The sequence below is a fragment of the Pseudomonas sp. S150 genome, assembly GCF_004526365.1.
GTDB classification, from domain to species: domain Bacteria; phylum Pseudomonadota; class Gammaproteobacteria; order Pseudomonadales; family Pseudomonadaceae; genus Aquipseudomonas; species Aquipseudomonas putida_A.
Genome location: NZ_CP038207.1, coordinates 4045053 through 4058836 on the forward strand (window position 1 = coordinate 4045053; position 13784 = coordinate 4058836).

The 13784-nt window shown below is 62.8% G+C and carries 10 protein-coding genes and 2 pseudogenes; 4 read left to right on the forward strand and 8 right to left on the reverse strand.

The annotated features are described in order from the left end of the window. Window positions 1-92: 92 nt before the first annotated feature. Window positions 93-167 (forward strand): annotated as a pseudogene (locus E3Z29_RS29690) (flavin reductase family protein); the annotation flags it as partial. Window positions 168-320: 153 nt separating this feature from the next. Here E3Z29_RS29690 and E3Z29_RS18455 read toward each other — a convergent pair. The 8 genes and pseudogenes from E3Z29_RS18455 to E3Z29_RS18490 form a co-directional block, all read right to left on the reverse strand. Beyond that, a complete protein-coding gene (locus E3Z29_RS18455) occupies window positions 321-980 on the reverse strand; it encodes a DUF799 domain-containing protein (RefSeq protein WP_134786548.1) in 660 nt (219 codons plus the stop codon). Further along, the gene (locus E3Z29_RS18460; RefSeq protein WP_007969675.1) at window positions 977-1345 is read right to left on the reverse strand and encodes a DUF4810 domain-containing protein; all 369 of its coding nucleotides are present in this window, start codon (window positions 1343-1345) and stop codon (window positions 977-979) included. The genes E3Z29_RS18455 and E3Z29_RS18460 overlap by 4 nt, the downstream gene beginning before the upstream one ends. A gap of 28 nt (window positions 1346-1373) precedes the next feature. After that, entirely contained in the window at window positions 1374-2060 is a 687-nt protein-coding gene (locus tag E3Z29_RS18465; RefSeq protein ID WP_167734216.1) for a CsgG/HfaB family protein, read from the reverse strand. Window positions 2061-2331: 271 nt separating this feature from the next. Beyond that, window positions 2332-5411: pseudogene (locus E3Z29_RS18470) on the reverse strand (error-prone DNA polymerase). After that, on the reverse strand, window positions 5408-6823 hold the full coding sequence (locus E3Z29_RS18475; protein ID WP_134786549.1) for a DNA polymerase Y family protein: 1416 nt from the start codon (window positions 6821-6823) through the stop codon (window positions 5408-5410). The pseudogene E3Z29_RS18470 and the gene E3Z29_RS18475 overlap by 4 nt, the downstream one beginning before the upstream one ends. Window positions 6824-6830: 7 nt before the next feature. Beyond that, on the reverse strand, window positions 6831-7448 hold the full coding sequence (gene imuA / locus E3Z29_RS18480) for a translesion DNA synthesis-associated protein ImuA (RefSeq protein WP_098964220.1): 618 nt from the start codon (window positions 7446-7448) through the stop codon (window positions 6831-6833). Next, window positions 7448-8065, reverse strand: a complete 618-nt coding sequence (lexA, locus tag E3Z29_RS18485; protein ID WP_134786550.1) for a transcriptional repressor LexA — start codon at window positions 8063-8065, stop codon at window positions 7448-7450. The genes imuA and lexA overlap by 1 nt, the downstream gene beginning before the upstream one ends. Before the next feature lie 38 nt (window positions 8066-8103). Beyond that, on the reverse strand, window positions 8104-9021 hold the full coding sequence (locus E3Z29_RS18490; protein WP_098964222.1) for a LysR family transcriptional regulator: 918 nt from the start codon (window positions 9019-9021) through the stop codon (window positions 8104-8106). Between the two features lie 103 nt (window positions 9022-9124). Between E3Z29_RS18490 and E3Z29_RS18495 the strand changes: the two genes are divergently transcribed. The 3 genes from E3Z29_RS18495 (at window position 9125) to E3Z29_RS18510 (ending at window position 13672) form a co-directional block, all read left to right on the forward strand. Then, complete coding sequence (locus tag E3Z29_RS18495; RefSeq protein ID WP_134786551.1) at window positions 9125-10867, forward strand: amidohydrolase; 1743 nt, start codon at window positions 9125-9127, stop codon at window positions 10865-10867. 183 nt (window positions 10868-11050) lie between these two features. Then, window positions 11051-11788, forward strand: a complete 738-nt coding sequence (locus E3Z29_RS18500; protein WP_134786552.1) for a TorF family putative porin — start codon at window positions 11051-11053, stop codon at window positions 11786-11788. 225 nt (window positions 11789-12013) lie between these two features. Next, on the forward strand, window positions 12014-13672 hold the full coding sequence (locus E3Z29_RS18510) for a phosphoethanolamine transferase (protein WP_134786553.1): 1659 nt from the start codon (window positions 12014-12016) through the stop codon (window positions 13670-13672). The last annotated feature ends 112 nt before the right edge of the window (window positions 13673-13784 follow it).

Below are 13784 nucleotides of genomic sequence, written 5' to 3' on the forward strand. Positions count from 1 at the left end.
GGTGTTGCAGCGTTATTCGCCGTTTGCGCAGATAAGTGTGGCGCAGGATATCGCCTTCGGCCTCCTGATGCAGGGTCTGGATACGATTAGGGCGGGATGACTTCGATTTGCCGACCCGCTCATTGCAAACGTGGACGGAAGCAGCGGGCGGTGGCGAGCGGTTTTGGCGGACGCCAAATAAATCGGCTGCGAAACGCCTTTCCCTTGTGGGAGCGGGCTTGCTCGCGAAAGCGGTGTGTCAGCCACTTATTTGCCAACTGACACACCGTCTTCGCGAGCAAGCCCGCTCCCACAGAGGATTTCAGGCGTGCCGGTAATTTTTAGTCCGTACCGTATTTCGGCGAACGCGGGCCGTACAACAGGCCTGCGCGCTGACCGGCCGACAACAGGCGATTGCTCGCCACCCCGGCAATCGGGTATCCGGCGTCGGTCGAACTGTTGATCACCTGCTTCACCGCGGCAGTGATCAGCATGCCGACCAGGCCGCCACCACTGTTGTTGCCGCCCTCTTCGCTCGACGCCCGTGCCGAACCGGTCCACAGCGTGGTGCCGGATTTCAGATCGACCAGCTTGGCGGTGGCGGTTACCGCGGTTTCGCTGCTGATCACCATGTAGCGCGTACCGTACTCGGTCACGGTGATGTACAGCGCAGCGTCGGCGCCGAAGATTTCCTTGAGCTTGTTGGCCGGCGCCTGATGAATGTCATCCGGGGTGGTCAGGCCGTTCTGGCGGAAGGTTTCGTCCACCAGGGTGATCGGCAGCACGTAGTAACCGGCTTCGGCCAATGGGAACGTCACCTGCGACAGCAAGCTGTAGGAAGCCTTGACGTCCGGCGAGGTGTTCAGCGGCGGCAGCACCAGAATGGTCTTCGGCCGTGCCTGTTTGTACGCCGAGTAATCCACGGTTTTCGGCGCGACGCAGCCACCGAGCACGGTCAGGGCCAAACCGGCGGCCAGCAGTTTCAGGGTGCGCGAGATCATTGGGCGTCTCCGGTCTTGGCGTTTTTAAGCAGAAAATCCATGTATGGGCCGGACTCGGGGAACAGCGCTTTCTCGGTGCGGAACTGCTGCACCATCTGATCGTCCTTGCCCATGCTCAGGTACAGCAGGCCCAGGTGCGCGTGGTAGCCCGGCGGCACCGCCTTGCCGGTGGAGCGGATCTTCTGCAGGTCGCGCTCCAGCACTTCGGCCTGGGCTTCTTTCGGCTCTTCGCCTTTGAAGTATTCATAGACCTGCGGTTGGTAGTCTTCCCACTGGTACAGGGTTTTCGGGCTGCTGCAACCGGCCAGCAAGGCGCTGGCGGCCAGCGTCAGGGCCAGCAGCGACCGCGACAAAGTCAGATTCATGGGTGTTGCTCCTTGCAATGGGTGTCGATCAGTTACCCGGTTTCCAGGCGCCGGCGTTCATGCCATCAACCAGACGATTGATCGCCTCGCGCATGGCCAGATCGAGGACTTTGCCGTTGAGGGTGGAGTCGTACGCAGCGGTGCCGCCGAAGCCGATGATTTCGCGGTTGGACAAGGCGTATTCACCAGCGCCCTGAGTCGAATACACCACTTCGGAGGTGCTGATGTTGACGATGTTCAGGTTGACCTTGGCGTAGGCGACCTGGGTCTTGCCACGGCCGAGAATACCGAACAGCTGGTGGTCGCCGGTTTCCTTGCGGCCGAACTCGGTGACGTCACCGGTGACCACGTAATCGGCACCCTTGAGGCGCTGGGCCTGGCCCTTGATCGCCGCTTCCTGCTGGATCTCGCCCATGTTGTCGCGATCCAGTACCGAGAAGCGGTTGGTCTGCTGCAAGTGAGTGATCAGGATGGTCTTGGCCTGGCCGCCGAGACGGTCGACGCCGTCGGAGAAGATCCCGCGCATGTAGCTGGAGCGGTTATCGAACTTGCCCACCGCCATCGGCACGCGAGCACCGGTCCAGACTTGCGTGGCGCTCTCGACCTTGGCCACCGGCAGTGCGCGGGAGCTTTCGGTGGCGCAGCCGGCAAGGGAGCCGGCGATAGTGCCGAGCACGGCAATCGCAACGCCTGAGACCAACATCCGGGAGATCATTCTCACTGTGCATTCCTTCTGAAAAAAAACGGTGTGTCCCGGCACGGCTACGCGGTGGGGAGCGGAAAAGGGGCGGCATTATGACAAAGTGCCACCATTGGTGACAGAGATTTTTGACGCCAATCAATTGGCTTGTTTGGACACACACAAATCCCCCTGTGGGAGCGGGCTTGCTCGCGAAGACGGTGTGTCAGCCACTTATTTGCCAACTGACACACCGTCTTCGCGAGCAAGCCCGCTCCCACAGGGGGGATTTGTGGTGTTCTGGGGTTTAGTGGAAGTCGCGGCTCTGCACGCGGATGCCGTCGAGCAGCGGACTCAGGTCGCTCAGCCGCCCGGCGATCAGGTGTCGAACTTCGCCCTCCCGCTCCCAGCGGCCATCGACCTTGAGCAATTGCGAACCGACCAGCACCTGACGCTGACGCTCAGCCAGATCGCGCCAGACCACCACGTTGACGTTGCCGAACTCGTCTTCGAGGGTGACGAAAGTCACGCCGCTGGCAGTGCTCGGTCGCTGCCGCCCGGTGACCAGCCCGGCGATGCTCACCGGCCGCCCGTGCTCGACGTCCAGCAACTCCTGAGAGCTGCGACAACGCCGCGCCTTCAGTTCACCACGCAGCAGCGCCAGCGGATGCGGCCCCAGCGTGGTGCCGATAGTCGCGTAATCGGCCTGCAGGTCCTCACCGACACTCGGTTTGGGCAGCAGCACATCGGCTTCTTCCTGGCTCGGCAAGCCGGCAAACAGGCCCAGCTGTTTCTGCACCCCGGCCACTTCCCAGCGCGCGCGGTGCCGATGCCCGGCCATCCCGCGCAACGCCCCCGAATCGGCGAGCAACGCTTGGGCGCGACTGTCGAGCGCGGCCCGTTCGCCCAGATCGGCGACATCGGCAAACGCCCCCCGCGCCCGCGCCGCTTCGATGCGCCGGGCGTCGTCCTCGCGAAAACCCTTGATCATCCGCAGGCCCATGCGGATCGCCGGCTGCGCGCCGCTGATCGGTTCCAGGCTGCAATCCCAGTCGCTGGCGCGCACGTCCACCGGACGGATCTGCAACTGATGCCGACGGGCGTCCTGAAGGATCTGATCCGGGCTGTAGAAGCCCATCGGCCAACTGTTGATCAACGCGCAGGCGAACGCCGCCGGTTCGTGACACTTGAGCCAGCAACTGGCGTAAGTCAGCAAGGCAAAACTGGCGGCGTGGGACTCGGGAAAACCATAGCTGCCGAAACCCTTGATCTGCTCGAAGATCTGCGCGGCGAATTCCTCGGTGTAGCCGTTTTTCTTCATGCCGGCGGCGAGGCGTTCCTTGTGCGGCTCCAGGCCGCCATGGCGTTTCCACGCGGCCATCGAGCGACGCAACTGATCGGCCTCGCCGGGGCTGTAGTCGGCGGCGACGATGGCGATCTGCATCACCTGTTCCTGAAACAGCGGCACGCCGAGGGTGCGTTTGAGCACCACTTCCAGTTCCGGCGAGGGATAGGTTGTCGGCTCTTCCTTGTTGCGTCGGCGCAGGTACGGATGAACCATCCCGCCCTGAATCGGCCCCGGGCGGACGATCGCCACTTCGATCACCAGATCGTAGAACTTCGCCGGTTTCAGGCGCGGCAACATCGACATCTGCGCCCGCGATTCGATCTGAAATACACCGATGGTGTCGGCGCGGCTGATCATCTCGTAGGTCGGTTTGTCTTCAGCAGGAATCGTCGCCAGGCTCAGATCGAGATGGCGATGACGACGCAGCAGATCGAAGCAACGGCGGATGGCACTGAGCATGCCGAGGGCGAGGATGTCGACCTTGAGCAGCCCGACCGCATCGAGGTCGTCCTTGTCCCATTGAATGATCGTGCGCTCGGCCATGGCAGCATTTTCCACCGGCACCAGCGTATCCAGCGGCTGCTCGGAAATCACGAAGCCGCCAGGATGCTGCGACAAGTGCCGGGGGAAGCCGATCAGTTGCCCGGTCAGGCTCAGCACCCGACGCAGCACCGGGCTGTCGGGGTCGAAACCGCCTTCGAGCAAGCGCGCCAGCGGCGGTGTTTCATCGCTCCAGTGGCCGCAGCAATCGGCCAGTGCATTGATCTGATCCGGCGGCAGCCCAAGGGCCTTGGCTACGTCGCGCACCGCACCGGCAGCGTGGTAAGTGCTGACCACCGCCGTCAACGCCGCACGCCGCCGGCCATAACGGCGAAACACGTATTGCAGGACTTCTTCGCGACGTTCGTGCTCGAAATCGACGTCGATGTCCGGCGGCTCGTTGCGCTCTTTCGACATGAAACGCTCGAACAGCAGCGTGGTGCGGTCCGGGTCGATCTCGGTGATACCCAAGGCAAAACACACCGCCGAGTTAGCCGCCGAACCGCGGCCTTGACAGAGGATCTGCTGATCGCGGGCAAAACGCACCACGTCGTGCACGGTGAGGAAGTAGCTTTCGTAGCCGAGCTCGGCGATCAGTTTCAGCTCATCGTCGATTTGCTTGAGCACTTTGGCCTGCGGCCCTTTTGGCCAGCGCCAGGCAATCCCTTTTTCGGTCAAGTGCCGCAACCAGGAACTGCCGGTGTGCCCCTCTGGCACCAGCTCTTTCGGATACTGATAGCGCAACTCGCTCAGCTCGAAAGTGCAGCGCCGCGCCAGTTGCACCGAGGCGTCGAGCAACGCCGGCGGATAAAGCTCGCGCAACACGTCGAGGCTGCGCAGATGGCGCTCGCCGTTGGGGTGCAGGCGCAACCCGGCCTCGGCCACCGGGACGTGATGGCGGATCGCGGTCATGGTGTCCTGCAGGGCGCGCCGCCCACGGGCGTGCATGTGCACGTCGCCGCTGGCCACGGCGGCGATCTGCAGTTGCTCGGCCAGACTCAGCAGTGCCGCCAGACGCCGCTGATCGTCTTGCCCGCGATGCAACTGCACCGCCAGATACAGGCGCTCGCCGAAAGTCTGCTTCAGCCAGCGGCCCTCCTCGACATCATTAACGCTGTCCGGCACCCACACGGTGAACAATCCCGGCAACGGCTGGCTGAAATCCTCGCGCAGCACCTGGTACTGGCCCTTCTGCGTACGCCGCCGGGCCTGAGTGATCAAACCGCACAAGGCCTGATAGCCCGCCAGGTTCTCCACCAACACAGCAGCAGTTTCGGACCGTTATCGATGCGGATTTCGCTGCCGATGATCAGCGGCAGCTCCACTGATTTCGCCGCTTGCCAGGCGCGGACGATCCCGGCCAGGGTGCACTCGTCGGTGATCGCCAGCGCCTGATAACCATGTTTTTTCGCCCGCTGAAACAGCTCAAGGGCACTGGAGGCACCGCGCTGGAAACTGAAATTCGACAGGCAATGCAGTTCGGCATAACCGTGGTTCATGCAAACCAGCCTTGCAGCCACAACGGCCCGCCCTCGCCCACGGCTCGATAGGCCCAGCCCTGCTGACCGGCGCGGTTCTGGATCAGGTAGTAATCGCGGCGCACATCATCACCGTCCCACCAGCCGGACTCGATGCGCTCCGGGCCCATGAGAATCCGCGCCGAACCTTCCGGCACACTCTGCGGTTCGCCGAGCAACCAGCCCGGGCGCTGCACGCTCGGCAAACCGCTGCAACGCTGCTTGTCGACGCCGTGCTGCCAGGCACATTCGGGGCGGTGGTCGGCCTGAAAGCGCAGGCCCTGCACCGCGTCATCGCCGAGCCGTGCACGCAGACGTTCGCGCAATTGCTCCCAGGGCAAGGTCTGTTGCGGACGATCATCGAACAGTTCCTGAAACTGCGGCACGAAACTCGGCAGGTCTTCGGCGCGCAGGCGAAAGCCGCGCACCGGGGCCTCGACCTGGACTTGTTCCAGTCGCCCACGGGCCAGTTCAAAGAGCATCGCCGGATCGCGCTCGGCGCTGAGCAGGCCGACCTTGATCAGCGTGTCCGGCAGCCCGGCGTGCTCCAGATGCAGGTCGAAACGCTGCACGCCGCTGTCACGTCCGCAGAGGAACGCCGACAGGTCAGCGGTCAAGCGGCGTAACGGAAACAGCAGCGCCTGATGGGATTGCACGTCGAAATTGAGTTCGATGCGCACATCGAAACGATCCGGCGGCAGATAGAACGCCAAGGCCAGCGGCCGTGCGCCGAACAACGTGTCGAGATGCTTGAGCATCGACGCTTCGAAGCGCCGGGCCAGGGCCTGACGCGGCAGGCTCTGCAACTGGTTCAGATTGCGCAGACCCATGCGCGTCAGCGCGGTGGCGACCTGCGGCTCCAGCCCGACACGGTCGACGGGCAACTTTCCGAGGTGATGCTGCAGGGCCTCACCGTCAGGTACCACCAGACCGTCGTAGGCGTTGGCCAGCACCCGCGCCGCCACCGGATTCGGTGCGGCGACGATGCGATGGCGGAAACCCAGCTCAGTCAGTTCCTTGCGCAGCCGCGCTTCGAACTGCGCCCAGGAGCCGAACAGGCCCAGGCTCGACTCGATCTCGAACACCACGGTACGCGGATAATGCACGCTGACCTGCGCGCTGAAACGATAGGCCCACGCGGCGAGAAACTGCTGCCAGTGCTCGACCTCGGCGAGGTCGTAATCGGCGGTGGCAAAGCCTTTGCTTAGGGCCTGCGCGGCGGTCATCGACTGGCCGGCGCGCAAGCCGAGCTGGCGCGCCGCTGCATTCACCGCTTGCAGCACCCGGCGCTGGGCCGGGCCACTGAGCAGCACCAACGGCTCAGCAGGATCGGCACGCTGACGCAGCACGGCGTCGAGGGCCAATTGCGGGAACAGAATACACACCCAGCGCATGACGACCTCAGTGCCCCACGGCAAACGCAATCGGCGCCGTGCGCGCCAGTCCGCCACGGCACTTGAGCACGCGCAACTGGGCCGGTCTTGCGTCGATGGCAATACGCAACGCGGCCGGCGACGGGTTGATCGCCTCGCTCAGCGGGCGCCAGGCAAACGCCAGGGTCTGGCCGGTTTCTGCCGCTACCTGCAAACGCCGCAACGCACGGTCATCGGCCTTGTACGGCCAGCACAGCACCGCGCCGCAACTGCCGGAACGCAGGCATTGTTCCGCCGCCCACAAGGCATCGCGTTCGCTGGCCTGAATCACCGACAACTGGCGCAGATCGACCCCGGCGTTCGCCCACGCCTGCGGGTACGGCACGAACGGTGGCGCCACCAGCACGATGCGCTCGCCCGCCGCCGACATCCGCGCCAGCGTCGGCCACACCAGTTGCAACTCGCCAACCCCGGGGCCGGCCAGGAGGATTTCGCTCAGCGCCGCTTCCGGCCAGCCACCGCTGGGCAGTGCTGCATCCAGCGCGGCATGCCCGGTGGGTTGCGGGCTGGCCGCCGGTGGCGCAGGCCGGCCCTTCCAGACCTGGCCGCCATTGAACAGCGTATCGAGTGCAACGACGGCGCCCATCAGCCTTGCCTCACCAGACCGCAGAACACCCCTTCGATGGCCAGGTCCTGATCATCGCGCACGACAATCGGCTGGTACGCCGGGTTGCGCGGCAGCAGGCGCACCGTAGCGCCGACACGCTCGAAGCGTTTGATCGTCACCTCACCATCGAGTCGCGCCACCACGATCTGGCCGTTGAGCGCCTCGGGATTACGCTTCACTCCCACCAGATCACCGTCGAGAATGCCGTCCTCGATCATCGAGTCGCCCTGCACCCGCAACATGTAGTCGGGCGCACGGGAGAACAGCGCGGGATCAAGCATCAAGCGGTTATGGATGTCGGCATCGGCGCCGATCGGTGCACCGGCAGCCACCCGGCCGAGCACCGGAATGTCCAGCAGCTCCGGCCGCGCGGGTTGCCCGAGCAGGCGAATGCCCCGGGCCTGATGCGGGTTGACCTCGATAAACCCGGCTTCGGTGAGCGCCAGCACGTGCTTGCGCGCCACGCTGCGCGAGGCAAAACCAAAAGCCTCGCTGATTTCAGCGAGGCTTGGGGGCTGACCGTGTTCGGCGATGCGTTCGCGGATAAAGGTCAGGATGGCGGTACGGCGGGGAGTGAGATTGGTCATGGAGTACATTTGTACTCTTTCGCCTTTTTGCTGGCAATGACCGCCAGTCAGTTCAATCCGCGCTCGGCCAGAAATGCCGAGATGTAATCGATGAACGCCACCACTTTAGCCGTGGCCCGTCGATGGCTCGGGTACACCGCGAGAATGTGCGGGCCGAAGCTGTCCGGGTCGATTTCATAGTCAGCCATGACCCGCACCAGACGCCCGTCGGCAATGTACGGTGCGGCGCTCCACAGCGGTGTGTGCAGCAAGCCGCGTCCGGCCAAAGCACTGGCCAGCAACAGGTCGTAATTGTCGCTGCGCAAGCGCGGCGCCGTCGGCTGTGGCAGGCTCAGCCGCTGGCCATCGCGCTCGGCCCACCAGAACTCGCGACTGAGCAACGGGTGCTGATACAGCAGCCATTCATGCTGCTCAAGGGTTTGCGGATTCACCGGCAAACCCTTGCGCGCCAAATAGTCCGGGCTGCCGCACAACGCCAGGCGATTGCTGCCGACCACCCGGGCGATCAGCCCCGGCAAGTCGTCATGGCCCTCGCGCAAGGCCAGGTCATAGCCGCTTTCCAGCAGATTGACGAACGCGTCGCACAGATCCACTTGCAGGCTGATCTGCGGGTATTGCTGCAAAAAGCCGTCACACACCTGATCGAGAAACGCCCGCCCGTACGCCAGCGGTGCGGTGATTTTCAGGCTGCCACGCAGACCGTGCTGCAACTGCTCGATTTCCTCGCTGGCCTCCTCCAGCCGTTGCAACACCAGCCGCGCGGTTTCCAGATAAACCCGGCCGATTTCGGTGAGCAGAATCCGCCGCGTGCTGCGTTCGAACAGCCGCGCGCCAAGTTCCGACTCCAGATGATTGACCGCTTTAGTCAGGGCCGATGGGGTCTTGCCCAACTGCTCCGCCGCGCGGCTGAAACTGCCGAGTTGCGCGGTGACCACGAACATTTTCAGTGCACCCAGCTTGTCCATGCTTTTTCCATTCAGGCAAAAACGTTTTTCGTGAGGGAGGCGTTCTGTCGGCCAGTGTCAGCCACTAATCTGGCCATCAGACGCAATAACAAGGAAATCTTCAATGAAAAGATTCATCCCGAGTCTGCTGGTGAGCGCGATAAGTTTTGCCTCGATGGAAGCCATGGCCGCCACCGATCTGGTGCTGGTCAACGGCAAGATTTTCACCGCCGACCGTTCACAACCGAAGGTGCAGGCGCTGGCCGTGGAAAACGGCAAGGTGCTGAAAGTCGGCAGCGATGCGCAGATCAAGGCGCTGATCGAACCCGGCACGCAGGTGATCGACCTCGGCGGCAAGACGCTGATGCCAGGCTTGATCGACAGCCATTCCCACGCGATTTTCGGCGGTCTGGAAATGGTCTCGGCCAACATGGAAGACGAAGTCGTCGCCCTCGCCGAACTGGAAAAACGCCTGCGCGCCTGGCGTGACGACGGCAAGGCCAGGCATGGCGATGTGCTGAGCATTGCCGGCATGAGCTCAGCGTACTGGGCGCAGGCCGAAGCGCTGGGCAAGACCTTCAACCACGGCGAATGGGCTGACGTGCCGGTGGTGTTCACCGGCAGCGATCACCACACCGCGTGGGCCAACAACGTGATGCTCAAGCGCGCCGGCATCGACGCGGCGTTGCTCAAGACCCTGCCCGCTGCGGAACAAGACACGATCGGCGCACTGGCCAGCGGCGAGCCCAACGGTTTTCTGGTCGATGCCGGTTGGGACCGGGTGGCCGCGAAAATGCCGGTGCCGAGCCCGGCCGATATGCTCACCGCGGCCAAATCCGCGGTGCGTTTCAACAACAGCCTCGGCATCACCGCGTGGATGGACCCCGCCGCCAACGCCGCACCGGGCGAACCGGTCTTCGCCCTCAAACCCACTGAGAAAACCGTCGGCGTGCTGCCGGCCTACAAAGCGCTGTCGGAAAGCGGCGGCATGAGCGTGCACGTCGCCGCGCTGCTGGTGGCCAACCCGAAAAGCCTGCCCGCCGACCTCGACACGCTGGATAAGGTGCGCCAGCAGTTTCAGGGCATCCCCAACCTGACCCTGCCCGGGGTCAAGATCTTCGCCGACGGCGTGATCGAGTACCCGGCGCAGAGCGCGGCGATGATCGACCCATACAGCAATTCGCACAAACAGGGCGAGCTGCTGATCGATCCAGAGCATTTCGGTGAACTGGTCAGCGCCATCGACCAGCGCGGCTGGCTGGTGCACATCCATGCCATCGGCGACCGCGCGGTGCGTGAATCGCTGAACGGTATCGAGCGCGCGCGCAAGGATCGGCAGAGCGGCATCACTCACTCGATCACGCACCTGCAGATGGTCAACCCGAAAGAGTTCGCCCGCTTCAAGCCGCTGAACGTGATCGCCTCGATGCAATTGCTGTGGGCCAGTGCCGATGACTACACCACCGACATGATCAAGCCCTACGTCAGCGCCCTCGCCTTTCGCTATCAATACCCGGCGCACTCGCTGCTGAAACAGGGCGCGACGATTGCCGGTGCCAGCGACTGGCCGGTGTCGTCGCCCAACCCGTTCAACGCCATGGCCCAGGCCATCACCCGCGTCGGCCCGCTGGGCGTGCTGAATGCCGACGAGCGTCTGGATCGCGAAAGCATGTTCTACGCCTACACCCTCAACGCGGCGCGCACGATTGGCCTGGAGAAGCAGATTGGCTCGCTGACGCCGGGCAAGCAGGCGGACTTCATCGTGGTCGATCGCGACGTGTTCAGCGTCGACAACAAGGCGCTGCATGACACCCAGGTGCTGCAAACCTGGTTCGCTGGCCGCCAGGTCTACACCGCCACCCCATAACAACAGGCCCCCCTCGCTTTTGTGGGAGGGGGCTTGCTCCCGAAGGCGTCCGGTCAGCAAACATTTCGATACCTGACCCACCGTCTTCGCGAGCAAGCCCGCTCCCACAGGGACTTTCACCCTACCCAAGCATTTCCACTGCTTTTTCCAGCCCCCATAACAATCACAACACCGGGACTTCACATGAAAGCCTTGCCCCTGTTCGCCCTCGGTTTTTCCAGTTTGCTGCCCTTGAGCAGCCACGCGATCCCCCTGAACGACGATTTCGCCTTGCTGGTCGACCTGACCCTGGCCAGCGACTACCGCACCCGCGGCATCTCGCAAACCCAAAATGACCCTGCCTTGCAAGCCGGTCTGACCCTGGCCCACAGCAGCGGTTTGTACGCGGGTGCCTGGAGCTCCAACGTCGATTTCGGCGGTGGCCTGAAAGCCCGGCAGGAAGTCGATTACTACGCCGGCTGGCTGTGGCAGGCCACCGAGGATGTCAGCCTCGATCTGGGTTACCTCAAGTACGCCTATCCCAAGGAAAGCCAGTTCAACCAGAGCGAGGTCTACGGGATTCTCGGTGTCTACGGGGTGAAGCTGGCGGCGTATTACTCCAGCGATGCGCCGGGAATCGACAGCAAGCAGAGCTCGCTCTACACCTATGTCGGTTATGAAACCGGGCTGCCGTTCGATTCCGGGCTGAAGCTGCGTTACGGCAACATGGATTTCAAGGACCCGCACCTGTACTCGACGTCCGGGCATGGCGAGGACAGTTACCGTGAATGGGAGGTCAAGCTGACGCACAACCTGGCCGGGGTGGTGTTGGGCCTGAGCTATATCGATACCGATCTGTCGCAGAGCCAGTGCCTGAGCAACTGGGGATTCAAGGATGTGTGCACCGCAACGGTGGTGGCGAGCCTGAGCAAATCCTTCTGACCCACCAAAGTACCCATTGTAGGAGTGAGCCTGCTCGCGATGGCGGTGTGGCATTCAACAACGATGTCGGCCGACCCACCGCTATCGCGAGCAGGCTCACTCCTACAGGGTTTTGCGTTGACCTGATTGTTTGTTACGAGATGTTTACAAATTTTTTACCAATGTTCTTCTACAGTTACGCGCGTTACCGCGCGTGTTTTCTATTCTGCTAGAGGAATGTCTGTAATGGCTTTGGGCAAAGGACTGCGTTTACCGTCCATCACTTCCACCCGCCTGGTGTTGTTGTTTTCCCTGGCACTGGTGGCGCTGTACAACCTGGCGACCTGGAAGGCGCTGGGTACGCTGATCACTCTGCAAGGTGCACACAAACTGGCGTTTTTCGCTTCGTTCGGGCTGTTCCTGTGGGCGGCGATCACCCTGCTGCTGACCCTCGTTTCGTTTTGCTGGACGCTGAAACCGGCGCTGACTGTGGTGGCCCTGCTCTCGGCCTGCGCTGCGTATTTCATGAACGAATACGGGATCACCATCGACACGGTGATGATCCAGAACGTCTTCGAAACCAACCCGGGCGAAGCCGCTGCGCTGTTCAACGGCAAGCTGCTGGCTTACGTGTTGCTGCTCGGCGTGCTGCCGGCGGCGTTGATCTGGCGCTGGCCGGTGCGTTATCGGCCGTTCTTTCGCGGCCTGCTCAACAAGCTGCTGGTGATTGCCGCTTGCGTGCTGGTGATCGGTGCCTCGGTGGGCGCGTTCTATTCGACCTACGCGCCGATCTTCCGTGAAGAAGACAAGCTCACCCATTTCATCAACCCGACCAACTACATCTACGCCATCAGCAAATACACCAAGCAGCGCCTGGGCATCAAAAAGCACTTTGTGGTGCAGGCTATCGGTGAAGACGCGGTGATGAGCGCCAAAGCGACCAGCCGCGAGAAGAAGTCGCTGATGGTGTTTGTGGTCGGCGAAACCGCCCGCGCCGATCATTTCTCGCTCAACGGCTATGCGCGCGAGACCAATCCCGAGCTGAGCAAACTGGACATCCTCAACTTCACCCAGGTGCACTCCTGCGGCACGTCCACGGCGGTGTCGGTGCCGTGCATGTTCTCGATGTTCCCGCGTGAGGACTACAGCGACAAGAAAGGCAAAACCTACGAAGGCCTGCTGGATATCCTGCAACGCGCCGGCGTGCAGGTGCTGTGGCTGGACAACAACAGCGACTGCAAGGGCACCTGCCTGCGCGTGCCGCACCGCGACATCGCGAAGAACCAGCCGGGGCCGTTCTGCGACGGCAACAACTGCCTCGACGAAGCGCTGCTGGCCGACCTGCAAAGCTACATCGACAGCCTCAAGGGCCACGCGATCATCGTGTTGCACGCCGACGGCAGCCATGGCCCGGAATACTACGAGCGTTATCCGCAAGCTTTGGAACGCTTCAAGCCGATCTGCCACACCAACCAGTTGGGCAGTTGCAGCCGCGATGAACTGGTGAACGTGTACGACAACACGATCCTCTACACCGACCACTTCCTCGCCAAGGTCATCGAGTTGCTCAAGCGTAATCAGGACACGCTGGACACCTCGATGCTGTACGTCTCCGACCACGGCGAATCGCTGGGTGAAAACGGCCTGTACCTGCACGCCGCGCCCTATGCGTTGGCGCCAGAAGCGCAGACCCATGTGCCGATGGTGATGTGGTTTGGCAACAACACGCTGGCGCAACTGGGGATTGATCGCGATTGCCTGCAAAGCAAGACCGGGCAGCCGGACCTGAGCCATGACAACCTGTTTCATTCGGTGCTGGGCTTGTTCGAGGTGAAGACCGCGCTGTATCAGCCGGGGCTGGATGTGTTTCGCGGGTGCCGGCCAGCCATGACGGCTGCGCAATAGCTCGCATATCGCGCAAATTCCCTTGTAGGAGTGAGCCTGCTCGCGATAGCGGTGTGTCATTCAACAATGATGTCGGCTGATACACCGTTATCGCGAGCAGGCTCACTCCTAC